Genomic DNA, 22,904 nt, shown 5'->3' on the forward strand with positions numbered 1-22,904 from the left:
CCTCCGTCTCATCAGCCCCCGAACTCGAAGCGAACGGGCTGCTCGCTGCACGGACAAGTTTGATCATGTTCTCGTCGGGATATATTGGCAATTGGGACAAGATGTCCGGTTGCGATGGCGCCTCTGCTGCACTGTGTGCAAACCGGCATGCAGCAGGCCGGTTGCGCCGGGCTATCTTCATCGCGGGGCTCCCAGCAGGCGGGCGTGGCAGCCCTTCACCGCCGCATAGCAGTCGCAGGACCTCGTCTCCAATGCGCGCTCGTCGACGATCTCGATCTGGCCGCGGGTGTAGTGAATGATGCCGGCGCGCTGGAGCGCATTTGCGACGAGGGAAATCGCGTTGCGCCGTACGCCCATCATCTGCGCCAGCGTCTCCTGTGTCAGCGGAAGGAACTTGCTATCGGACAGGTCACGGGCACGCAGGAGCCAACGCGCCAGTCGCGCTTCGACCGGGTGCACCGTATTGCACAGCACGGATTGCTGCGCATGCGCGAGCAGCGCCTGCTCGTGGCGGATCATCAGGCCGCGAAACTGCGCGCTTGCGGCCGCCACCGCCCGGAAGGCCGCGATTTCGAGCACGGACGCAGTCCCGGGGAAGAGCACGGCGGCATCCGTCGGAGCGATGCCGTCGGCAAGGGCGGCGCCGGCGCCGACGGCGCTGTCGCGGCCCAGCATCGCGACCTCGATCATCTGTCCCTCGGAGAGACCCACCGTGATCGAAACGGATCCGCCGTGCGGGAAGTAGACATGTCGCAGCCCGGCGCCTGCCTCGGCCAAGACAGATTCCCTGACCATTTCGACTGTCGCGAGATGGGGGCGCAGCAGATCGAAATCCGCCGCGCCGAGCATTTGCAGCAACTGGTTGGACGGGTGGCCGCTCGCGGTCATGCAGGTCAATCCGGCGCGTTCATTAGGACGATCGGGCGCCGCGCCCTGTGCGTCATCCAGTTGCACGGCGACCAAAACATATTGTAAAGGTTGTGGTGCCGTCCATATACCCGTTGGGGGGCAGACAGGCTGCGGCATTTGCGGCGGAAATTGAGAAACGCACGCTGATCCGCGCGTCAATTAGGGGCGTCCGTCTTGCGCCGGGCGGCAGGAAAAAGCGGCAAGAGGGCTGTCATGAGCCGCTAGCATCGCATCTGCGCCATCATCGGACCCCGGCCGGCACCTGCGGCTTCCCCTTAAGCGCGCATTCTCGCCATCCGGGACTGGTCTGCGCGACTTCGCGACTCCGCGACTGTCGCACCTGCCCGTGATTTCTCGACAGGACCGTTGACGCTTGCGGCCATCAAGTGTTTCGACCCCAGCCAGAGGAGAGCGGCGTGGCCCACGGTTTGATTTTTGAATCGCCGAGACGGGAAGCTCAAACGGGCACGGCGGATCTGCACCATATTCTCGTTGTCGACGACGATCCGATGATGTGCATGGCGATCGAGATCTATCTGCAGCGGAATCATTTCCGGGTGACGATTGCCGACGGAGGAGAAGCCGGCCTCCGCGCTCTCGAGAACGAACTGGTCGATCTGATGATGATCGACATCTTCATGCCGCATATCCGCGGGTTCGAGTCGATCCGGATCTTGCGCGAGAGCGCGCCGGCCATTCCGCTGATTGCGATGTCCGGCTACGCCTTCGCAAATTTGAACGCGCCCGCACCCGACTTCCTCCGGATGGCGCCGGAGCTCGGCGCTGCGCGTTGCCTTCGCAAGCCGTTTACACCGGATGCGTTACTCGCTGCCATCAAGGATTGCCTCGCGGCGCATCGTGCTGTCTCCGCAATTGGGTTAGCGCGGTAGCAATCGCGACGGCCGTGAAATAAGCGTCCGTTTACCGCAAGCGCAGCTGTTGCGGATTGAGCAGGCGAGCAGCGGGCGGCGGTGTGAGCGATTCTGATTGCGCGTGATTTGATTCAATTCGCGCGGCCCGTGCATATCGTCCTTCGCCGACGGGATTTTTTGCGCACGTCGCAGTGTTGTTATCGGAGCGTTTACCTATCGCGCCTGTCGCGCGAGATGCGGCGCCGCTTTTGTCGCAAGACGCTATCGCAGGCCTCGAAGCGCAAACTTGTCTTCAATATCCGTATTAGCACGGAGGCTGAAATTAACGGGACCGTGAAAGGGGTTGTCTAACGATCCAACCGCGGACCTCCGCCGAACTCCAGGTGCGGCCCAGGCGTCGAAGTCCGGCTCAGTAAGGCGTAGCTCATGGATGATCTGTTGCGGGAGTTTTTGACGGAGACCAGCGAGAGCCTGGACACCGTCGACAATCAGTTGGTGAAGTTCGAGCAGGAGCCGAACAACGCCAAGATCCTGGATAACATCTTCCGCCTGGTCCACACCATCAAGGGCACGTGCGGCTTCCTCGGTCTGCCGCGGCTTGAAGCGCTGGCGCATGCCGGCGAGACCCTGATGAGCAAATTCCGTGACGGCATGCCGGTGACGGCCGGCGCGGTGACGGTGATCCTGTCCTCGATCGACCGCATCAAGGAGATCCTCGCCGGCCTCGAGGCGACCGAAGCCGAGCCCGAAGGCAACGACCGCGATCTCATCGACAAGCTGGAAGCGATGGTCGAGCAGGGCATGGCGGCGATGGCCGCAGGTGCTGTTGCTGATGCACCGCCGCTCGTGCCGGAAGCTCCCACTCCCGTCGAAGCAAAGGTTGCACCGTCGAAAGAAAAAGAAATGACCGAGGGTTCGCTGATCGACCAGACCCTAGAGCGTCCGCTGCGTCCGGGCGAAGTCTCGCTCGACGAGCTCGAGCGCGCCTTCCGCGAGACCGCGATCGAAGCGCCGGCCCCCGTCGCCAAGGCCGAGCCCGCGCCGGCTGCTGAAGCTCCCGCGCCCGCCGCCAAGGAAGCTGCGAAGCCCGCCAAGGAGAAGGCCGCGCCGAAGAAGTCGATGGCCGACGAGGGCGCCGCCGAGGGCGACCGCATCGCCAACCAGTCGATCCGCGTCAACGTGGATACGCTGGAGCACCTGATGACCATGGTCTCCGAGCTGGTCCTGACCCGCAACCAGCTGCTGGAGATCTCCCGCCGCAACGAGGACACCGAGTTCAAGGTGCCGTTGCAGCGCCTGTCCAACGTCACCGCCGAGCTGCAGGAAGGCGTCATGAAGACGCGCATGCAGCCGATCGGCAATGCCTGGCAGAAGCTGCCCCGCATCGTCCGCGATCTGTCGAGCGAACTCGGCAAGCAGATCGAGCTGGAGATGCACGGCGCCGACACCGAGCTCGACCGCCAGGTGCTCGACCTGATCAAGGACCCGCTCACCCACATGGTGCGCAACTCCGCCGACCACGGCCTGGAGACCCCCGCCGAGCGGCTCGCGTCCGGCAAGGGCGAGCAGGGCACCATCCGCCTGTCCGCCTATCACGAGGGCGGCCACATCATCATCTGCATCGCGGACAACGGCCGCGGCCTCAACACCGAGAGGATCAAGGCCAAGGCGATCTCCTCAGGTCTCGTCACCGAGGCCGAGCTCGAGAAGATGAGCGAAGCCCAGATCCACAAGTTCATCTTCGCGCCCGGCTTCTCCACGGCAGCTGCGATCACCTCGGTCTCCGGCCGCGGCGTCGGCATGGACGTGGTGCGCACCAATATCGACCAGATCGGCGGCACCATCGACATCAAGTCGGTGGCCGGCGAGGGTTCCTCCGTCACCATCAAGATCCCGCTGACCTTGGCCATCGTCTCGGCGCTGATCGTCGAGGCCGCCGGCGACCGCTTCGCGATCCCGCAGCTCTCGGTGGTCGAGCTCGTCCGTGCCCGCGCCAACTCCGAGCACCGCATCGAGCGCATCAAGGACACCGCTGTCCTCAGGTTGCGCAACAAGCTCTTGCCGCTGATCCACCTCAAGAAGCTGCTCAAGATCGACGACGGCGCCGCCTCCGATCCCGAGAACGGTTTTATCGTGGTGACCCAGGTCGGCAGCCAGACCTTTGGCATCGTCGTCGACGGCGTGTTCCACACCGAAGAGATCGTGGTCAAGCCGATGTCGACGAAGCTCCGTCACATCGACATGTTCTCCGGCAACACCATTCTGGGCGATGGCGCTGTCATCATGATCATCGATCCCAACGGCATTGCCAAGGCGCTCGGCGCCGCCGGCTCCTCGGCCCATGACATGGGCGACGAGAATGGCGCGCATCACATCGGAAGTGGCGAGCAGACCACCTCGCTCCTCGTGTTCCGCGCTGGCTCCAGCCAGCCCAAGGCGGTCCCGCTCGGGCTCGTTACCCGCCTGGAAGAGCTGCCGGCCGACAAGATCGAGTTCAGCAACGGCCGCTACATGGTGCAGTATCGCGAGCAGCTGATGCCGCTCGTCGCCATGGAGAGCGTCACCATTGCGAGCCAGGGCGCCCAGCCGATCCTGGTGTTTGCGGACGACGGCCGCTCCATGGGCCTCGTCGTCGACGAGATCATCGACATCGTCGAGGAACGGCTCAACATCGAGGTCGGCGGCTCCGCCTCCGGCATTCTCGGCTCGGCCGTGATCAAGGGCCAGGCCACCGAGGTGATCGACGTCGGCCACTTCCTCCCCATGGCGTTCGCCGACTGGTTCACCCGCAAGGAGATGAAGCCGTCGCAGCACTCGCAGTCGGTGCTGCTGGTCGACGACTCGGCCTTCTTCCGTAACATGCTGGCCCCGGTGCTGAAGGCGGCCGGCTACCGCGTCCGCACCGCGCCGACCGCGCAGGAGGGCCTGGCTGCACTGCGTGCGCAGAGCTTCGACGTGGTCCTGACCGACATCGAGATGCCCGACATGAACGGGTTCGAGTTCGCCGAAGTGATCCGCTCCGACACCAATCTGGGCGCGATGCCGATCATCGGCCTGTCCGCGCTGGTGTCGCCGGCGGCGATCGAGCGCGGCCGTCAGGCCGGCTTCCACGACTATGTTGCCAAGTTCGACCGTCCCGGTCTGATCGCGGCGCTGAAGGAACAGACCGCGGGCGCCGCCGGCGCCTCCGAGCTGAGCCGGGCAGCGGCGTAACGGCACTGGGGATCAGGAGATACCGCTATGAGCAACAAGAAGACGCAGATCGGCGAAGGCGCCATGGTCGAATACGTCACCGCGATGATCGGCGGCCAGCTGTTCGGCCTGCCGATCTCCCGGGTCCAGGACGTGTTCATGCCCGAGCGCGTCACCCGCGTTCCCCTGTCCTCGCGCGAGATCGCGGGGGTGCTGAACCTGCGCGGCCGCATCGTCACCGTGGTCGACATGCGCGCCCGGCTCGGCCTGCCCAAGCCCGAGGACGGCAAGACCCCGATGGCGGTCGGCGTCGACCTGCGCGGTGAATCCTACGGCCTCCTGATCGACCAGATCGGCGAGGTGCTGCGGCTTGCCGAGGCCGGCATGGAAGAGAACCCCGTCAACCTCGACCCCCGCATGGCCAAGCTTGCCGGCGGCGTCCACCGCCTCGACGGCCAGCTCATGGTCGTCCTCGACGTCGATCGCGTCCTCGAGCTTAAAACCGAAGTGCAAATGGCTGCCTGAGCTAACCGAAACATCGAAGCCGGAGAACCAAAATGAAGACATGTTTGGTGGTCGATGATTCCAGCGTCGTGCGAAAGATCGCGCGCCGGATCCTGGAAGGCCTGGAATTCGAAGTTACCGAGGCCGAGGACGGCTCGAAGGCGCTGGAGATCTGCCAGCGGCAGTTGCCCGATGCGGTGCTGCTCGACTGGAACATGCCCGTGATGGACGGCTTCGAGTTCATGGGCCACATGCGCCGCCTGCCCGGCGGCGACCAGCCGAAGGTGGTGTTCTGCACCACCGAGAACAACGTGGCTCATATCGCCCAGGCGCTCAGCGGCGGCGCCAACGAGTACATTATGAAGCCCTTCGATAAAGACATCATCGCCGACAAATTCGCTGAAGTCGGCTTGATCCCGGTCGGACAAGCCATGGTCTGAGTATCTGGCCCGAGCGTTTGAGCCAGAGTGTCCCCAGTACAGCTTCCGAGAGGCTATCCGTGACCCCGACCGAGTATGAGTATCTGCGTAAGTTCCTGAGGGATCATTCCGGGCTCGACCTGTCCGCAGACAAGCAATATCTGATCGAAAGCCGGTTGTTGCCGCTCGCCCGCAAGGCCGGGCTCTCCGGGATCAGCGAGCTCGTGCAGAAGCTGCAGGGCGGCTCGAGCGCGCTCGTCACCAGCGTGGTCGAAGCCATGACCACCAACGAGACCTTCTTCTTCCGCGACAAGGTCCCGTTCGATCATTTCCGCGACACCATCATGCCTGAGGTCATCAAGGCGCGCGCCGGCCGACGGAGCGTGCGCATCTGGTGCGCCGCCGGCTCGACCGGGCAGGAGCCCTATTCGCTGGCGATGTGCCTGAAGGAGATGGGCGCGGCCCTGACCGGCTGGCGCATCGAGATCATCGCGACCGACCTGTCGCAGGAGGTGCTCGAGGAGGCCAAGGCCGGCATCTATAGCCAGTTCGAGGTGCAGCGCGGCCTGCCGATCCAGATGCTGATGAAATATTTCAAGCAGACCGGCGAGACGTGGCAGATCAATCCCGAGCTGCGCGCGATGATCCAGCACCGGCAACTCAACCTGCTGCATGATTTTGCCCAGCTCGGTACCTTCGACGTCATCTTCTGCCGCAACGTGCTGATCTATTTCGACCAGGACACCAAGATCAACATCTTCAACCGCCTCGCCCGCCAGATCGAGGGAGACGGCTTCCTGGTGCTGGGTGCAGCCGAAACCGTGGTCGGACTGACCGACACGTTCAGGCCGATCCCGGATCGTCGCGGCCTCTACAAGCCGAACGATCCGCGTGCAGCGGCAACCAAACCGGCTCTCGCCGGCGCCGCGCCGCCGCGCATGGCGGTGTTGGCAGGACGATAGGCATGGCAGAGGATGGCAAGGGCGCGGAGCGCGTCACGTTCAGTCGTGGCTATGATGTCTGCATCATGGCGATCGACGGCACGTGGCGGCGCGACTGCAAGCTCAATGCGATTTCCGACACCGATGCCATCCTCACCGTGGATGGCTCGATCCAGGGATTGAACCTGAAGGAATTCTTCCTGCTGCTGTCGTCGACCGGACTCGCCTATCGCCGTTGCGAGCTGGTGCGCGTCAACGGTGCCGAAATGGACATCCAGTTCCTGCGCGGCAAGAACCGGAAGAAGCGCGGCGCCGCCGGCGGCCGTGACGAGGCAGCGTGATCACCAGATAGGCCTCGTCCCGCGCGCCCCGTCGCCGCTTTCCGCGACGTTGGTTCATATTTGCTAAAACATCCGGACGAATTCGCCGCACCGGCTTTACGTGGCCTAAGCGCGAGCCGTGTAGCAATTGCCCGTCTCAATCTCAGGATACGGCAATGCCCCGAAGTTCCCTCTCCCCCATCCCGTCAAATCTGCCCGACGTCGCCGAGCGGCGTGCGCTTCAGCTCCTGGTGGTCGACGACGACGCCACGCAGCGCAGCCTGATCACGGTCGCCGCCAGGCAGGCCGGCCATGAAGTCACGGTGGCGCCGTCCGTCGCCGAGGCGATCGAGAAGCTCCGCGCCGCCCGCTTCGACTGCGTGACGCTCGATCTCGTGCTGGAGGATGGCGACGGCATCGACGTGCTGCGCGAGATGGCGGCGGCGAAATTCGCAGGCCATGTGATCGTCATCAGCGGTATGGACGGCAAGCGTCGCAGCGCCGCCCGCAGCTTCGCCCGTTCCGTCGGGATCCAGCTCCAGGGCCTGCCGAAGCCGCTCGATCTCGCCGCGCTGCGGATCAGCCTCGCCAATCTCGGCAAGACCGCAATGGGGCTGCCGGCGATCCACACCTGGGGTGGCGTCGCTACCGACGCGATCGTGGAACGGCACCGCGCCTGAGGCGCGGAGCTGCCATGCGATCGGACGCGGGCACTGCGCCGCGCCGGTCGCAATTCAAGCCGGATTGCCGGATTCAGACAGGTATTGCAGGGCGTGGCCGAGGCCTGCCCGGCAGGCGTTGAGAGCGGCGTTCGCGGTGGCATAACGCGGCGTGACGTCGTCGAGTATGAAGACGTCGGCGGAACCTTCCGGATCGTTGCTGTGTTCTTGATCCATGGCTGCGGCGATCCGGCGCATACTGGTCTCGATCTGTGCGATCAGCAAGCGAAGGTCTGCGGCGATCAATCGTTGGCTGTCGGCCTCGGATGTCGCGACCAGCGGCGGCGTATCGGCCAAATTTAGCATGGATATTCTCCGTCTCCTGCAATTAGGCGCAATGCCGCTACTTGTGCGTTAAGTCTATGTCCCGTACAAATACGGGTGGGCCGAATCCGCGCCGAACGCCATAACGGTTGGCGCGGACGCGAGTCCGTAATGCCAACTGGATGTGGCACATGGCCGAGCAAACCTCTCGTGGTGAAATCTTCGTGGTCGACGACGACCCTGCGGTTCGCGACACCTTGTCGATGGTGTTGAAGGCGGCGGGTTATGAGGTGATCTGTTTTGCGGACGGCGCAGCGCTGCTCTCCGTCGCGCGGAACCGTACGCCGGCTGCGATCCTGCTCGACGTGCACATTCCCGGAAAGTCGGGCCTCGACATTCTGAAGGAACTGCAGGGCGAAGATTATCCGGCGCCGATCTTCATGATCTCCGGGCAGGGCGACATCTCGATGGCGGTGGGCGCCATCAAGAGCGGCGCGCTCGATTTCATCGAAAAGCCGTTCCGCGGCAGCGAGATCGTCGGCCGGCTGGACGAGGCGATCGGAGCCTATGCACGCAGGCAGGCAGAGAGCGTATCGCCGAAATTCTCTTCGCTGCACTTCCCCGGACGCGAGCCGTTGACGCGGCGTGAACGCGAGGTGCTCGAGCAGTTCGCTTCCGGTGCGTCCAACAAGGAAGCCGGCCGCACGCTCGGCATCAGCCCACGCACCATCGAGGACCATCGCGCCAACATCATGAAGAAGCTCGGGGCGCGCAACGCCGCCGATCTGATCCGCATCGTGATGACCGCGGCCCAGCGCGCGTCGTAACGCGACTGGCCATCTCTCTCGTGCCCCGGACGCAGCGCGTCATGCAATGATGCGCTGCTGAGCCGGGGCCCATCTCTCCAATGTCACGGCTGACAGTTCTGGGTCCCGGCTCTGCGCCGCAGCGTTGCACGCTGCGCCTTGTCTGGGACACGGTTCCTCAACTGCTCAGCGCCTTGCGGATGATCCGCGCCAGATCGGATTTGCGATACGGCTTCGCCAACAGCAGCACGCCTAAATCCAGCCGGCCATGATGGATGATCGCGTTCTCCGTATAGCCTGAGGTGTAGACCACCCTGAGGTCCGGACGCGTCTTCGACACCTCGTCGGCGAGCTGCCGTCCGTTCAACTTGCCGGGCATGATGACGTCGGTGAACAGCAGGTCGAACGGCTTGCCGGTGGCGACGATCGCGAGCGCCTCCGCGGCGTTCGCGGCCTGCAAGGTGACGTAGCCGAGCGAATGCAGCTGCGCCAGCACGTAGTCGCGCACCAGCCGGTCGTCCTCGACCACGAGGATCGTCTCGTGTCCGCCCTCGATCGTCGACGGCGTCACGCCTTCGCCCACGGCCGCGGCCGTCTTGCCGGGCGGCAGATACATCTTGATCGTGGTCCCGTGGCCTTCCTCGCTGTAGATCTTGATGTGGCCCGTAGACTGCTTGATGAAGCCGTAGACCATCGACAGCCCGAGCCCGGTGCCCTTGCCCGGTCCCTTCGAGGTGAAGAACGGATCGAACACCCGGGCCAGCATGTGCGCAGGAATGCCCGTGCCGGTATCGCTCACGGCGATCAGCACATAGTGTCCGGGCCTGACGTCGTTGACGCTGGCATAGACCTCGTCGAGATAGGCGGCGCCGGTCTCCACGATCAGCTTGCCGCCGCCGGGCATGGCGTCGCGGGCATTGAGCGCGAGGTTGAGGATCGCGGTGGTGAGCTGGTTGGGGTCGACGATCGCGACGCAGCTCTCGTCCTCGAACACCGATTCGATCTGGATCTGCTCGCCCAGCGTCGGGCGCAACAGCTTTGCGGTGTCGATGATCAGCGCGTTGATGTCGACCTCGCGCGGCTGGAGCGGCTGCTTGCGCGCGAAGGCGAGCAGGTGCTGGGTCAGCTCGGCGCCGCGCCCTGCGGCCTCGTCGATCATCTTCGTGATCGCCGCAAGCTCCGGCTCCTTCGCCACCGCGTCGGCCAGGATCTCGATCGTCCCGGTGATGACGGTGAGGATGTTGTTGAAGTCATGCGCCACGCCGCCGGTGAGCTGGCCGACCGCCTCCATCTTGTCGGCGTGGCGGATGCGCTCCTCGGACGCGATCTTGTCGGTGAGGTCGCGGTAGAACACGTTGAACAGAATGCCTTCGCGGCGTTTCAGCGCTGTGACGCTCAGCTCGGCCCTGAATTCCTTGCCGTCGCGATGGCGAACCGTGAGCTCGCGGCGGCGGTTGAGCGTCTGGCCGTGCTGGGACTCGAGGAAGCGCGCGAGGCCGGCCTTGACCCGCTCCCGCTCGCTCTCGGCGACGATGAGGTCGACCCCATTCCTGCCCAGCGCTTCGTCGCGCCGCCAGCCGAACAGCTCCTCGGCCCGCGAGCTCCAGTTCAGGATGGTGCTGCGCTCGTCGGTCTGGACGAAGGCGTCGAGCGCGGTCTCGACGATATTGCGCGCGAGCAGCTCGCTTTCGCGCAAGGACTCTTCCGCGCGCCTCGCCTCGGTCATGTCGCGTCCGACGAAGAAGAAGCGTTTGGCCTGATCTGACCAGTTGCCGAGCCAGGACAGCCAGACCTCGCGTCCGTCCTTGTGGATGCAGCGGGTGTCGGCGAGCCTGGGGTGCCCGCCGCGCCGGAGCGCGCGCATCTCCTCGCGGGATTGCTCGAGATGCGCGGGATGGATGAAATCGACGCCGCTGCGGCCGATCATCTCGTCCGGCGAGTAGCCGAGCACGGCCTGGCTGCTCGGGCTGACCTGCACGATATGGCCCCGCGAATCCATGATCATGATCAGATCTTCCGAGGCGTCGAACAGCTGCCGCCGTTCCTCGATCTGCTGTTGCAGCGCGCGCTCGGTCCGTCGCGCGTCGGTCAGGCGGCGCGCCGTGCCGGACGCGCCGATGATCTCGCCCGAATCGCCCCTGATCGGTGACAGGCTCACCGAGATTTCGACCGGACGGCCGTCCCTGCGCAGGCGCACCGTTTCGAAATGCTCGATCCGCTCGCCCGTCGCAATCCGCCGCAGATAATCCTTGCCCTCTTCGCGGCGATCGGGTGGCAGGAGGATCAAGGTCGGCTGTCCGACCGCTTCCTCGGCCGTATAGCCGTAGAGGCGCTCGGCCGCCGCATTCCAGCCGATGATGATGCCGTCGAGCGTCTGCATCACGATCGAATCGTCGGAGGATTCGACGGCCGCGCTGAACAGGCGTTCGCGGACGGCAAGCTGGTCGCGCGCGGCCTCAGTGCGCCGCCGCTCCTCGACCTCATGCTCCAGCGCTGCCGTCTTCGCCCGCATTTCATCGATCAGACGGGCAAATGCCCGCGCCAGCACACCGGTCTCGCCGGGGGCGTCGGTTGGAATTCTGATGGAATTGTCTCGACCAAGCCACTCGACCGCCGCAGTGAGCTGCCCGATCGGCCGGGTCAACGACCGCGCCAGCAGCACGGCCAGTATGGCGGCGACCAGCACCGCGATGAGGCCGATCGTGATGGTCGATTTCTCGATGGTGACGGCCGGCGCCATGAAGACGGCGTTGGGCACGACGCGGATGACGCCGACCCACTGGTCCTCGGCCAGGATTGCGGGCGCGATCGCGGTGCCGCTCGGCTTGCCGTCACTGCCCGGCACGACCTGGGTCGCGCCCAGCGTCGATCCGGTGATGGCTGCGAAATAGGGGAAGTCGTCCTGCCAGCGTGTTGGTGTCCCCAGTTGCGAACCGAACTCGCGGGTGCGATCCGGATGCACGAGATAGTCGCCGTTACGGCCGACCACATAGACCGCTTCACCGTTCCGGATCGATATCCTGATCCGGTCGAACACCTGGCGCATGTCGACATTGATGACGACGATGCCGAACAGCCGGTGATCGGACCCAAACAGGGGCGCCGCGACGCGCAAGGTCGGAACATAGGGCATCTGAACCACGCCGTCGTCGACGTCCAGTTCGACCGGGGAGACGCTGACCTGGTCTTCTGCCAGCTTGATCGCCGCCTGGAAGAAGGAGCGCTCGCCCTTGTTCTGCAAGGCATCGTCGGGAACTGCTCGCACCGCTCCGTTCGGGCCGGAGCGGTCGACGCGCAGATACTCGACGCCGTCGGCGCCGATGATACGGAATTTTGCGTAGGCCGGGTTGGCGCCGACGTCGGCCACGAGGCGCGTCAGCAACCGGTCGCGCCAGGTCTTCTCCGAGAGGTGGTCGACCGGATCGACCCCGTCGTTGAAATGGGCATCGATCATGCCGCGCGCGGCGGCACGGGAGCGGAACGTCGCAACGTCGGCGCGGGCGCCGTTCACATGCGCTTCGAGTTGCGAGGCCAGGAGCCGCGAGTGGCCCTCGATACGGTCGAGCACGCGCGGCAGGAAGGCTTGCTCCAGGCTGTAATGGCTCAGCCATCCGACAGCGGCGACCGCAGCCGCGACCAGCAGGATCATTGCGATGGCCAGCCGGGTCGCGAGGGTCATATCGGCCTTCGCGCCGCGTCGCGAGCGGTCCCGAATGTCCTGCTACGCTGCAACATGGATCGCCCCGTCATCGGCTGCCGGAGGCGGCATTGGCTTGTGGCGCGGATGTGAGGCAGCCGTCGACAGCGGCGAGCAGGGCGTCCGGCCGGAACGGCTTCTGCAGACTTGCGACCGCGCCGAGCTTGGTCGCCATCTTCAGAAAGTCCGGCTCGGCATAGGCGTCCGGCGCGACGGCGCGGCCGGAAATGACGACGATCGGAAGGGCCGGCTGCAGCACGCGGATGTGGCGCATCGTCTCCAGTCCGTCCATGCCGGGCATGAATATGTCGAGGAACAAGAGGTCGAACTGGCTCGTCTCGAACCGGGCAAGTCCCTCGTAGCCATCGCCGGCGACCGTAACTCGATGACCCGCTCTTTCCAGGATCAGCCGGATCGTGATCTGCACGGCCGGGTCGTCATCCACAATCAGGATGTTGGCCACGTCTGAAACCCTCCGGGCCGGATGGGACGTCCAGCGACCCCAAATCAAAGCATCAAATGCGAAATTGTTGCGCGGATTCCGTCCGGCCTGCAAGCGCTTCGCGGCCGACACCTTGTCCGCCTCGCGCGATTCCGGCGAGGTTGGCCATATGCATGCTTACGTGCACATGCGGTCCCTGACCCACGCCCGGGTCGTGTCGCGGGCCTAATCGGTCAGGTATTCGGGATGATGGCTCCGGATCTTGTCGAGCTCGCTGAGCGTGCCCGACAGGTGCTTGCGCAGATGCTGTTGCGCGGCGTCAGCGTCTCCGGCCTCGATCGCGCGCGTGATCAGCTTGTGGTGGCGGACGATGTTCTGGGCCTTGCCGGGCGAGGGCAGATGCAGCCGGCGCAGCCGGTCGATATGCCCGCTGCGGCTGCGCACCAGCGTCCACAGGTCTTGCTTTCCGGCGGCGGCGTAGAGCTGGGCGTGAAAATCATTGTCGCCGGCGATGAAGCTCTCGAAGTCCCCGGCCTTGGCGAATTGCTGCTGGAGCGCGATCGCGTGGTCAAGGCGGATGACCAGGGCCTGGTCATGCTGTTCCGCGAGCATCCGGACGATTTCGAGCTCCAGCGCCTGGCGCAGGAAATGGGCCTGCTCGGCGCGGCCGACGTCGACTCGGCTGACCACGGTCGCGTGCTGCGGAAACACGTCGACGAGCCCTTCCTCCTCGAGCCGCATCAGGGCATCGCGCACCGGTGTCGAGCTGACGCCGAACTGGCCGGCAAGCTCGGCACGTGACAGCGGCGCGCCAGGCGGCAGTTCCAGGGCGATGATCGCATTGCGCAGCCGCTCGAACACCTGCGGCGCGGCCTGGCGGGCGCGGTCGAGCCTTGAAACGGCTTTTGCGGGTCGTGCCGCGCGCGGCGCGGTATGGGTTGCTTCCATGGCGGGTCCCGCGGGCTTGCCTTTGATGCACTAATATATTAGTGCATCAGCAGGGTCAACGCAGCTCGACGCTGGCCGGAGGAAACACACAACAATGATCAAGCATCTTCGTAGCAAGCTTGCGGCTGCCGCCCTGATCGCCGCAACCGTCCTGCCGGTATCCGCGGCGCATGCGCAGCAGAAATCCGAGATCTCGCTGTCGCGCCAGCCCGGCATTTTCTACATGCCGAGCCACATCATGGAAAAGCAGAAGCTGATCGAGAAGCACGCAGCTTCGCTCGGCGTACCCGGCGTCACCACCAAATGGGTGACCTTTTCCGGCGGCGGCGCGCAGACCGATGCGCTGCTCGCCGGCGGCGTCGACATCCTCAACACCGGCACCGGCAATCTTCTTTTGCTGTGGGACCGCACCCGCGGCGGTGTGAAGGGCATCGTCGCGACCTCGGCGCAGCCGATGACGCTGATCAGCCGCGACGCCAACATCAAGTCGATCAAGGATTTTGGTCCGAGCGACAAGATTGCGGTGCCGACGGTGAAGGTTTCCACGCAGGCGATCGTGCTTCAGATCGCGGCCGCGGAGGCCTTCGGCGCCGACCAATGGTCGAAGCTCGACGCCAACACCGTGCAACTCGGCCATCCCGACGCCTATGCGGCGCTGTCCAATCCCAAGCACGAGGTGCACACCCACTTCTCGATCCCGCCTTTCACTTTCCTGGAGTTGAAGAACGTGCCGGGCGCGCATGTCGTGCTGAATTCGCCTGACGTGATGGGCGGTCCGCTGAGCCAGGCGCAGTTCTTCACCACGACGAAATTCGCCGACGCCAATCCGAAGATCATCCAGGCGGTGCGCGATGCCACCAAGGAAGCGCAGGATCTGATCCGCAGCGACACCAAGCAGGCGGTCGAGATCTACAAGGAGATCACCGGCGACAAGACCTCGGTGGAAGAGCTGCTCGACCTCCTGAAAGAGCCCGGCATGATGGAGTGGAATCTCGAGCCGCAGGGCACGATGAAATTCGCGGCCCATCTGTACAGGACCGGCACGCTGAAGATGCAGCCCAAGGCCTGGACCGACTATTATCTCCCCGTCGCGCACGACCTGAAGGGCAACTGATGGCGCTGCTCGACGTCAGCTCCGTGACGCTGCGCTACAAGACCTCCAGCGCCGTCGTCACCGCCACCGAAAGGGTCAGCTTCACCGTCGACAGGTCCGACCGCTTCGTGCTGCTCGGGCCGTCCGGCTGCGGCAAGTCGACCCTGCTCAAGGCCGTCGGCGGCTACATGATGCCGAGCGAAGGCCGGATGACCATCAACGATCGCGAGATCCATGGTCCCGGCGCCGACCGCATGATGATCTTCCAGGAGTTCGACCAGCTGCTGCCCTGGAAGAGCGTGCTTGCCAACGTGATGTTCCCGCTGCTGACCGCGCGAAAGCTGTCGCGCAAGGACGCCGAGGCGCGGGCACGGGCCTATATCGAGAAGGTCGGCCTCACCCGCGTCGTCGACGCCTATCCGCACACGCTGTCCGGCGGCATGAAGCAGCGCGTTGCGATCGCGCGCGGCATGGCGATGGAGCCCGATATCCTGCTGATGGACGAGCCGTTCGCCGCGCTCGACGCGCTGACGCGGCGCACCTGCCAGGACGAGCTGCTTCAGCTCTGGAGCGAGACCAAATTCACGGTGCTGTTCGTGACGCACTCCATCGCGGAAGCGATCCGCATCGGCAACCGCATCCTGCTGCTGTCGCCGTATCCCGGCCGGGTCAAGGCCGAGGTCGTCGATGTCGACAAAGTCTCGAATGGAGACGGCAGCGCCGGCCGGCTGGAGAAGGAGATCCACGATCTCCTGTTCGCGGCCGAAGCCGTGGCGCATTGAGGGGGCCTGTCATGGGCGAAGCGAGAATATTGCTGCGTGACGCGTCGGTTGCCGCGACCGGCGCTGCGGGCGAGGTCGAGCGCAAGCTGAGCGTGCCGGAGCTGTTGTGGAACGACGGCTTTGTCCGCAAGACCGTCATCATCCTGTTCCTGGCGGCGGTCTGGGAAGCCTATGGCGTCGCCCTCGACAATCCGCTGCTGTTTCCAACGCTGCACGACACCCTCGTGACGCTTTGGGACCGCGTGAAAGACGGCACCATTCCGATGCGCGCCTGGGCTTCGCTGAAAGTCCTTTTCATGGGCTATTCGGCCGGCATCGTGCTCGCCGCGATCTTCACCGTGCTCGCCATCTCGACCCGCATCGGCACGGATTTTCTGGAGACGGTGACGGCGATGTTCAACCCGCTGCCGGCGATCGCGCTGTTGCCGCTCGCCTTGATCTGGTTCGGCCTCGGCAATGGCAGCCTCGTCTTCGTGCTGATCCATTCGGTGCTGTGGCCGGTCGCGCTCAACACCCATTCCGGCTTCAAGAGTGTGTCCAACACGCTGCGCATGGTCGGGCGCAATTACGGCCTGCGCGGGCTGCCCTATGTGGCAAAGATCCTGATCCCCGCCGCGTTCGGCTCGATTCTCACCGGCCTCAAGATCGGCTGGGCCTTTGCATGGCGTACCCTGTTCGCGGCCGAGCTGGTGTTCGGCGTGTCCTCGGGGCAGGGCGGGCTCGGCTGGTTCATCTTCGAGAACCGCAATCTCCTCGACATACCCGCAGTGTTCGCGGGCCTCTTGACGGTGATTATCATCGGGCTTTTTGTCGAGAACCTGATTTTCCGCGCCATCGAGCGGAACACCGTCCAGAAATGGGGCACCCAATCATGACCAAGAAGAAAATCACGCCCGACCAGCTCCGCAGCGCGCGCTGGTTCGCGCCCGACGACCTCCGCTCGTTCGGCCACCGTTCCCGCACCATGCAGATGGGCTACGCCCCGGAGGAGTGGAAGGACCGCCCGATCATCGCGATCCTCAACACCTGGTCGGACGCGCAGCCCTGCCACATGCACTTCAAGTCGCGCGTCGACGACGTCAAGCGCGGCATCCTGATGGCCGGCGGCCTGCCGATCGAGCTGCCGGCGCTGTCGCTGTCGGAATCGCTGTTGAAGCCGACCACCATGCTCTACCGCAATCTGCTGGCGATGGACGCCGAGGAGCTGTTGCGCAGCCATCCCGTCGACGGCGTGGTGCTGATGGGCGGCTGCGACAAGACCACCCCGGCGCTACTGCTGGGTGCGACCTCGATGAACATCCCGGCGATCTATCTGCCGGCGGGACCGATGCTGCGCGGCAATTGGAAGGGCAAGACGCTGGGCTCCGGCTCGGACGGCTGGAAATATTGGGACGAGCGGCGCGCCGGAAAGATCTCCGACAAGGACTGGCTCGACATCGAAGCCGGCATTGCGCGGAGCTACGGCACCTGCATGACCATGGGCACGGCCTCGACCATGACCGCGATTGCGGAAGCCATCGGCATGACGCTGCCGGGCGCCTCCTCGATTCCGGCCGCCGACGCCAACCATATCCGCATGGCCTCTGAATGCGGCCGCCGTATCGTCGAGATGGTGTGGGAGGATCTGACGCCGAAGACGATCCAGACCCGAAAAGCCTTCGAGAACGCGATTGCTGTGGCCATGGCGATGGGCTGCTCGACCAACGCGATCATCCACCTGATCGCGCAGGCCCGCCGCGCGGGTCTGGACATCGGCCTCGACGATTTCGAGAAGGCGAGCCGCAAGGTGCCTGTCATCGCCAACGTCCGCCCGAGCGGCGACGCCTATCTGATGGAGGACTTCTTCTATGCCGGCGGCCTGCCGGCGCTGATGGGCCAGATCAAGCCGCATCTGCATCTCGACTGCATCACCGTCACCGGCAAGACGCTCGGCGAAAACATCGAAGGCGCCGAAGTGCACAATGCCGATGTCATCCGCGGCGTCGATAACCCCATCTACAAGGAGGGCGCGCTCGCCGTGCTCAAGGGCAATCTCGCGCCCGACGGCTGCGTCATCAAGCCGTCCGCATGCGCGCCGCGCTTTCTCAAGCATACCGGCCCTGCGCTGGTGTTCGACGACTATCCCTCGATGAAGAAGGCGGTCGACGATCCCAACCTCGATGTCACCGAGGATCACATCCTCATCCTGCGCAATGCGGGGCCGCAGGGCGGACCGGGCATGCCGGAATGGGGCATGCTGCCGATCCCGACCAAGCTCGTGAAGCAGGGCGTGCGCGACATGGTGCGGATCTCGGACGCGCGCATGAGCGGCACCAGCTACGGCGCCTGCATTTTGCACGTTTCGCCGGAGTCCTACATCGGCGGCCCGCTGGCCCTGGTGCAGAACGGCGATCGCATCACGCTCGACGTCGCCGCCCGCACCATCAATCTCGACGTGAGCGAGGCCGAGCTCGACAAGCGCCGCGCCGCCTGGAAGCAGCCCGAGCGCCGCTTCGAGCGCGGCTACGGCTGGATGTTCACCAAACACATCAAGCAGGCCAACGACGGCTGCGACTTCGACTTCCTGGAGACCGATTTCGGCGCGCCGATCGGCGAGCCGTCGATTTATTAACCACCTGTCATTCCGGGGCGCGCCGCTTGGCGCGAGCCCGGAATCCATACTCACGATGGTGGTTATGGATTCCGGGCTCATCGCTTCGCGATGCCCCGGAATGACGAAAGAGAGAGCACGAGATGTCCAAACTTACCGAAGCCACCCGCACAAAACTCAAATCCGTCTCCACCGCCACCGTCGCCACCGCGTTGTTCAAGCGCGGCCTGCGCATCCAGATGATCCAGGATGTGCACCCCTTAGGTGCCGACCAGCCGACCATGGTCGGCGAGGCCTTCACGCTGCGCTACATGCCGGCGCGCGAGGACCTCAACACCATCGACGTCTTCAAGGATCGTTCCCACCCGCAGCGCAAGGCGATCGAGGATTGTCCGCCCGGCGCCGTGCTGGTGATGGACAGCCGCAAGGATGCGCGCGCGGCCTCTGCCGGCGCGATCCTGGTGACGCGATTGATGAAGCGCGGCGTCGCCGGCGTCGTCACCGATGGCGGCTTCCGCGATTCCGCCGAGATCGCCAAGCTCGGCATTCCCGCCTACCATCATCGTCCCTCGGCGCCGACGAATCTCACGCTGCACCAGGCGATCGAGATCAACGTGCCGATCGGCTGCGGCGATGCGCCGGTATTTCCGGGCGACGTCATTCTCGGCGACAGCGACGGCGTCATCGTGATCCCCGCGCATCTCGCCGATGAGATCGCCAACGAAACCTTTGAGATGACCGCGTTCGAGGATTTCGTCACCGAGGAAGTCGGCAAGGGCCGCGGCATTTTTGGGCTCTATCCCGCCACCGATCCGCAGACGCTCACCGACTTCGCGGAATGGCGGAAGAAGAACGGCCGCTAGGCCGAAGCTAAGTCACGTCAAGAAACGAGCCGGCGCATCAAGCGCCGGCCTTTTATCGAGCAGGGAGGATTGTTATGAATTTCACGCGACGTAGTCTCATGGCCGGCGCCGGTGCGACGGCGGCTTCCGCACTTCTGGCCCGCGCCGCCGGTGCCCAGTCGTTTCCGTTCACGCCCAACCAGCGCTACCCCGATCCCGCCGTCCAGATACTCGATCCCAGCTTTGGAAAATACCGGCTCTATTCGTCGACGGTCGAGCAGGTCGCAACAGGCATGCGCTGGGCCGAAGGCCCCGCCTATTTCCCCGAGGGCGGTTATCTGCTGTTCTCGGACATTCCCAACAACCGGATCATGAAGTTCGACGAGAAGACCGGGCAGACCAGCGAGTTCCGCGCCAACGCCAACTACGCCAATGGCAATGCGCGCGACCGCCAGGGCCGCCTCGTCACCTGCGAGCACTCCGTGACCCGCCGCATCACCCGCACCGAGAAGGACGGCAAGATCACGGTTCTTGCCGACAAGTTCGAGGGCAAACGGCTGAACGCGCCGAACGACATCGTGGTGAAGTCCGACGACAGCATCTGGTTCACCGATCCCTTGTTCGGCATCAACGGCGAGTGGGAAGGCAACAAGGAGAAGTCCGAGCAGGCCACCACCAACGTCTATCGCATCGCCAAGGACGGCAAGATCAGCGCCGTCCTCACCGACCTCGTCAATCCCAACGGCCTCGCCTTCTCGCCGGACGAGAAGAAGCTCTACATCGTCGAATGGAAGGGCACGCCCAACCGCAGCATCTGGAGCTACAATGTCGGCGACGACGGCAGCTTGAGCGGCAAGACCAAGCTGATCGATGCCGCCGACCAGGCCTCGCTCGACGGTTTTCGCGTCGATCGCGACGGCAATCTCTGGTGCGGCTGGGGCTCCAACGGCGCGCTGCAATCCGAGCCCACCGACATCGGCGGCCGCAGGGTGTTTCAGCTCAGGGGCAAGTCCGAGGATCTCGACGGCGTGATGGTGTTCAACCCTGAAGGCAAGCCGCTCGCCTTCATCAAGCTGCCGGAACGCTGCGCCAACCTCTGCTTCGGCGGTCCGAAGAACAATCGGCTCTACATGGCGAGCAGCCATTCGGTGTATGCGCTGTATGTCGAGGCGCATGGGGCGGTGTGAGTCTGTTTGTGGGGCGGTAACTCGCCCCACAATCTCCCCTGTCGTCCCGGGGCGCGCAAAGCGCGAGCCCGGGACCCATATCCACAGGAAGAAGTTTGGCGAAGACTCGAAGTTGGCAGCTCGCGCCGCAACTACTCCCTGGGGTTATGGGTCCCCGCCCCCGTGCGCAATTGCGCACTAGGCGGGGACGACAGCGGTAGGTGTTGCTACACCCCGGCCTCCGCCATCCCGGCCGCCCACAGCGCAAACGCGTAGACGATCGCGACTTCGTCCAGCCGGTCGAACCGCCCCGAGGCGCCGCCGTGGCCGGCACCCATGTTGGTGCGGAGCAACACCGGGCCGCCGCCGCTCATGGTGGCGCGCAGGCGTGCGATCCACTTCGCGGGCTCCCAATAGGTCACGCGCGGATCGGTCAAGCCGCCCATCGCCAGGATCGCCGGATAGTCCTTCGCCGCGACATTGTCGTACGGCGAGTAGGACAGGATGGTACGAAAATCCTTCTCGCTCTCGATCGGGTTGCCCCATTCCGGCCATTCCGGCGGCGTCAGCGGCAGCGTGTCGTCGAGCATGGTGTTGAGCACGTCGACGAACGGCACTTCGGCGACGATGCCCGCGAACAGCTCGCCGGCGCGGTTTGCCACCGCGCCCATCAGCATGCCGCCGGCCGAGCCGCCATGGCCGACAATGCGCTTCGCGCTCGTATACTTCGCATCGATCAGCGCCCGTGCGCTGGCGGCGAAATCGTCGAACGAGTTGGTCTTCTTTTCGCGCTTGCCGTCGAGATACCAGCCCCAGCCCTTGTCGGCGCCGCCGCGAATATGGGCGATGGCGTAAACAAAACCGCGGTCGACCAGCGAGAGGCGGTTGGCGTTGAAGGAGGCCGGCATCGCCATGCCGTAGGAGCCGTAGCCGTAGAGCAGCAGCGGCGCCGAGCCGTCGAGCTTCAGGCCGCGGCGATGGAGGATCGAGACCGGCACCTCGGCGCCGTCATGCGCCTTGGCCATGATGCGCGTCGTGACATAGTCGGCCGCATCGTGGCCCGACGGGATCTGCTGGCGCTTGCGCAAGGTGCGCGTGCGCTTGACCATGTCGTAATCGTAGACTTCCGACGGCGTCGTCATCGACGAATAGGCGAAGCGCAAATTCATGGTGTCGAATTCGTAGGAGCCCATCGTATCGAGCGAATAGGCCGCCTCGTCGAAGGCGATGGCGTGCTCCTCACTCGTCGTGAGATCGCGGATCACGACCGACGGCAGCGCATTGGCGCGCTCCAGCCGCACCAGATGGCCGGCATAGAGATCGAGGTCGATGATGTAGACGCCGGGACGATACGGGATCAGGTCGCGCCAGTTCTTGCGCTCGGTTGAGGCAAGCGGCGCGGTGACGATCTTGAAATCGATGGCGTCGTCGGCATTGGTGAGGATGAAGAGCTCGTCGCCGCGATCGGCCAGCGAATATTGCACGCCGTCCTCGCGCGCCGCGACCAGGCGCGGCGGCGCTTCGGGGTGGGCGAGATCGATCAGCCGCTGCTCGGAAGTCTCGTGATCGCCGCCCGCGATCACGCAGAAGCGGCCGCTGGTGCTCTCATGCAGATGGGTGAACCAGCCGGAATCCTGCTCCTCATAGACGAGCGTGTCGTCGGCCTGCCTGGTGCCGAGCCGGTGCCGCCACACCTGCATCGGGCGATGGTTGTCGTCGAGCTTCACGTAGAAGAAGCTCTTGCAGTCCTTGCTCCAGACGATGCCGCCGTCGGTTTCCTCGACCAAATCGTCAAGATCCTTGCCCGTGGCCCAGTCGCGGACGCGGATGGAAAAATATTCCGAGCCCTTGGTGTCGGCGCTCCAGGCTTGCAGCTTGTGATCGTTCGAGTGGCGGCTGCCGCCGAACTTGAAATATTTGTGGTCTTTCGCGAGCGCATCGCCGTCGAGCACGATATGGCCCTCGCCGCCGTCGCGCGGCATGCGGCCGAACAATTCGTGCTGCCCGCCCTCGCGAAACCTGCGGAAATAGGCGAACGGCCCGTCGGGCGAGGGCACGCTGGAATCGTCCTCCTTGATCCGCCCGCGCATCTCGCGCACCAGCGTCTTCTGAAGTGACGAGGTGTGACCGAGCAGGCTCTCGGTGTAGCCGTTCTCTTCATCGAGATATTTGCGGATGTCGGGATCGAGCACGGCGGGATCGCGCAGCACCTCCTGCCATTTCTCATCCTTCAGCCAGGCATAGTCGTCGGTCACGGTGATGCCGTGCCGCGTGAAGGAATGCGGCCGGCGCGGGGCGACGGGGGGCTGGGAAGGTGTCTTGGCTTGTGTCACTCGGTCCTCATTCAACTGCGTGTTCCACCTTATATCGTCCCGATTCCGCGAATTGCCAGCGCCGC

Annotated in this window: 20 protein-coding genes; 14 read left to right on the forward strand and 6 right to left on the reverse strand. The window is 64.6% G+C overall.

Translation table 11 applies throughout. The annotated features are described in order from the left end of the window. Nucleotides 1-177: 177 nt before the first annotated feature. Complete coding sequence (locus J4G43_RS03275) at nt 178-888, reverse strand: Crp/Fnr family transcriptional regulator (protein ID WP_208083982.1); 711 nt, start codon at nt 886-888, stop codon at nt 178-180. 497 nt (nt 889-1,385) lie between these two features. On the opposite strand from J4G43_RS03275, the gene J4G43_RS03280 reads away from it, so the two are divergent. From J4G43_RS03280 to J4G43_RS03310, 7 genes are all read left to right on the forward strand, one after another. Further along, nucleotides 1,386-1,799, forward strand: a complete 414-nt coding sequence (locus tag J4G43_RS03280; protein ID WP_208089232.1) for a response regulator — start codon at nt 1,386-1,388, stop codon at nt 1,797-1,799. A 408-nt stretch (nt 1,800-2,207) separates the two neighbouring features. Next, the gene (locus J4G43_RS03285) at nt 2,208-4,994 is read left to right on the forward strand and encodes a hybrid sensor histidine kinase/response regulator (protein ID WP_208083983.1); all 2,787 of its coding nucleotides are present in this window, start codon (nt 2,208-2,210) and stop codon (nt 4,992-4,994) included. A gap of 27 nt (nt 4,995-5,021) precedes the next feature. After that, the gene (locus tag J4G43_RS03290) at nt 5,022-5,498 is read left to right on the forward strand and encodes a chemotaxis protein CheW (protein WP_063980462.1); all 477 of its coding nucleotides are present in this window, start codon (nt 5,022-5,024) and stop codon (nt 5,496-5,498) included. 32 nt (nt 5,499-5,530) lie between these two features. Next, complete coding sequence (locus J4G43_RS03295; protein WP_018321619.1) at nt 5,531-5,917, forward strand: response regulator; 387 nt, start codon at nt 5,531-5,533, stop codon at nt 5,915-5,917. Nucleotides 5,918-5,976: 59 nt separating this feature from the next. Continuing rightward, nucleotides 5,977-6,858, forward strand: coding sequence for a CheR family methyltransferase (locus J4G43_RS03300; RefSeq protein WP_208083984.1), 882 nt, complete (start codon nt 5,977-5,979; stop codon nt 6,856-6,858). 2 nt (nt 6,859-6,860) lie between these two features. Next, nucleotides 6,861-7,178, forward strand: a complete 318-nt coding sequence (locus J4G43_RS03305; RefSeq protein WP_014490546.1) for a hypothetical protein — start codon at nt 6,861-6,863, stop codon at nt 7,176-7,178. A gap of 155 nt (nt 7,179-7,333) precedes the next feature. Continuing rightward, the gene (locus J4G43_RS03310; protein ID WP_071908597.1) at nt 7,334-7,837 is read left to right on the forward strand and encodes a response regulator; all 504 of its coding nucleotides are present in this window, start codon (nt 7,334-7,336) and stop codon (nt 7,835-7,837) included. Between the two features lie 54 nt (nt 7,838-7,891). On the opposite strand, the gene J4G43_RS03315 is transcribed toward J4G43_RS03310, so the two are convergent. Beyond that, entirely contained in the window at nt 7,892-8,182 is a 291-nt protein-coding gene (locus J4G43_RS03315; protein WP_063980465.1) for a hypothetical protein, read from the reverse strand. Nucleotides 8,183-8,331: 149 nt separating this feature from the next. Here J4G43_RS03315 and J4G43_RS03320 point away from each other — a divergent pair, with 149 nt between their 5' ends. Continuing rightward, entirely contained in the window at nt 8,332-8,967 is a 636-nt protein-coding gene (locus J4G43_RS03320; protein ID WP_071916993.1) for a response regulator transcription factor, read from the forward strand. 157 nt (nt 8,968-9,124) lie between these two features. Here J4G43_RS03320 and J4G43_RS03325 read toward each other — a convergent pair whose 3' ends face one another. The 3 genes from J4G43_RS03325 to J4G43_RS03335 all read right to left on the reverse strand — a co-directional run bounded on the left by J4G43_RS03325 (nt 9,125) and on the right by J4G43_RS03335 (nt 14,033). Then, the gene (locus tag J4G43_RS03325; protein WP_208083985.1) at nt 9,125-12,625 is read right to left on the reverse strand and encodes a PAS domain S-box protein; all 3,501 of its coding nucleotides are present in this window, start codon (nt 12,623-12,625) and stop codon (nt 9,125-9,127) included. A 67-nt stretch (nt 12,626-12,692) separates the two neighbouring features. After that, nucleotides 12,693-13,106: a response regulator gene (locus tag J4G43_RS03330; protein ID WP_208089233.1), complete on the reverse strand. Its 414-nt coding sequence runs from the start codon at nt 13,104-13,106 to the stop codon at nt 12,693-12,695. Nucleotides 13,107-13,310: 204 nt separating this feature from the next. Then, the gene (locus tag J4G43_RS03335) at nt 13,311-14,033 is read right to left on the reverse strand and encodes a GntR family transcriptional regulator (protein WP_208083986.1); all 723 of its coding nucleotides are present in this window, start codon (nt 14,031-14,033) and stop codon (nt 13,311-13,313) included. Nucleotides 14,034-14,127: 94 nt separating this feature from the next. Here J4G43_RS03335 and J4G43_RS03340 point away from each other — a divergent pair, with 94 nt between their 5' ends. From J4G43_RS03340 to J4G43_RS03365, 6 genes are all read left to right on the forward strand, one after another. Beyond that, nucleotides 14,128-15,147 (forward strand): ABC transporter substrate-binding protein, encoded by a 1,020-nt coding sequence (locus tag J4G43_RS03340; RefSeq protein ID WP_208083987.1) that lies wholly within the window; start codon nt 14,128-14,130, stop codon nt 15,145-15,147. After that, the gene (locus J4G43_RS03345; protein WP_208083988.1) at nt 15,147-15,908 is read left to right on the forward strand and encodes an ABC transporter ATP-binding protein; all 762 of its coding nucleotides are present in this window, start codon (nt 15,147-15,149) and stop codon (nt 15,906-15,908) included. Before J4G43_RS03340 ends, J4G43_RS03345 begins: the two co-directional genes overlap by 1 nt. An 11-nt stretch (nt 15,909-15,919) precedes the next feature. Beyond that, entirely contained in the window at nt 15,920-16,783 is an 864-nt protein-coding gene (locus tag J4G43_RS03350; RefSeq protein WP_208083989.1) for an ABC transporter permease, read from the forward strand. Further along, nucleotides 16,780-18,519, forward strand: a complete 1,740-nt coding sequence (gene araD / locus J4G43_RS03355) for an L-arabinonate dehydratase (RefSeq protein WP_208083990.1) — start codon at nt 16,780-16,782, stop codon at nt 18,517-18,519. The genes J4G43_RS03350 and araD overlap by 4 nt, the downstream gene beginning before the upstream one ends. A gap of 122 nt (nt 18,520-18,641) precedes the next feature. Then, the gene (locus tag J4G43_RS03360; protein WP_208083991.1) at nt 18,642-19,361 is read left to right on the forward strand and encodes a ribonuclease activity regulator RraA; all 720 of its coding nucleotides are present in this window, start codon (nt 18,642-18,644) and stop codon (nt 19,359-19,361) included. Between the two features lie 74 nt (nt 19,362-19,435). Further along, complete coding sequence (locus tag J4G43_RS03365) at nt 19,436-20,527, forward strand: SMP-30/gluconolactonase/LRE family protein (RefSeq protein WP_208083992.1); 1,092 nt, start codon at nt 19,436-19,438, stop codon at nt 20,525-20,527. Between the two features lie 206 nt (nt 20,528-20,733). On the opposite strand, the gene J4G43_RS03370 is transcribed toward J4G43_RS03365, so the two are convergent. Further along, nucleotides 20,734-22,839, reverse strand: coding sequence for a S9 family peptidase (locus J4G43_RS03370; RefSeq protein ID WP_208083993.1), 2,106 nt, complete (start codon nt 22,837-22,839; stop codon nt 20,734-20,736). Nucleotides 22,840-22,904 lie beyond the last annotated feature (65 nt).

Source organism: Bradyrhizobium barranii subsp. barranii (assembly GCF_017565645.3).
GTDB lineage: Bacteria > Pseudomonadota > Alphaproteobacteria > Rhizobiales > Xanthobacteraceae > Bradyrhizobium > Bradyrhizobium barranii.